Below are 278 nucleotides of genomic sequence, written 5' to 3'. Positions count from 1 at the left end.
GGCGGCCAGCAGCAGGCGGGTCGGCAGCTGTTCGGACTGGCGGAAATAGTCTTCGAAGGCCTCGTCCAGTTCCGGCGCGGCCAGCGCAACCAGGCTCTGGTAACGCTGCGGCTCACGCGGGTCCAGGCCGGGGTTCTCGATGGTGATGGCGAGGATGGCGTCATCGCCGAGGCTGGACAGGTCACGCGGCGCGTCGGCGCCCTCGCTGAGCTGGGCGATACCGCGCAGCGTGCCAGCGGCGGTGCATTCGGCGAACAGGGTCCGCAGCGCGGTGCTGC

Annotated in this window: 1 protein-coding gene; it reads right to left on the bottom strand. The window is 70.9% G+C overall.

Annotated elements, in window-relative coordinates:
• The coding region (locus EN874_RS33480) for an Hsp33 family molecular chaperone HslO (protein ID WP_189396775.1) at positions 1 to 278 on the bottom strand (278 nt) is incomplete at both ends.

This window comes from Mesorhizobium sp. M1D.F.Ca.ET.231.01.1.1 (assembly GCF_003999155.2).
In the GTDB taxonomy this organism is placed as follows: Bacteria; Pseudomonadota; Alphaproteobacteria; order Rhizobiales; family Rhizobiaceae; genus Mesorhizobium.
This window is presented reverse-complemented; position numbering and strand designations above follow the sequence as displayed.